General features: G+C 25.0%; 1 protein-coding gene. It reads right to left on the reverse strand.

What is annotated here, in order from left to right; all coding sequences use genetic code 11:
• Positions 1-296: AAA family ATPase (locus tag AB3U87_RS22455; protein WP_394150660.1), on the reverse strand; the 296-nt coding region annotated here is incomplete at its 3' end.
• Positions 297-396 lie beyond the last annotated feature (100 nt).

A 396-nucleotide genomic window follows, 5' to 3' on the forward strand; every position in this document is an offset into this window, starting at 1 on the left:
TTTGTCTCAGCGTCCTTGTTTTCTTTTGAAAGAGTAAAAATTCCCTTTAGATTTTCAGATTCAAAAAAAGTTTCTTGAATAAAAGTTTGATTATAGACTAGTATTTCGTGAGTATCATCCAGTCCTTCAATGGAGCAATTTTTAAAATTTTCATCATTTTGTTTATGAAGAAAATTAGAAAAAGTACTTTTACCTGTTCCATTTAATCCATAAATAAGATTTACTTTTTTATCTGTCTCTAAAGTTATCTGACTTTTGTAACTCGCTACATTATTTAGATGGATTTTTGTTATCATAGTTTGCTTTGTATTAAATATTAAAATCAAAGGTAAAATGCTGATTTGTAGCTTTTTTACGGAAAACCTTAATAATAAAAAAATAATTTTCTTTTATTCA

This window comes from Erwinia plantamica, assembly GCF_043420595.1.
Taxonomy (GTDB): Bacteria; Pseudomonadota; Gammaproteobacteria; order Enterobacterales; family Enterobacteriaceae; genus Erwinia; species Erwinia aeris.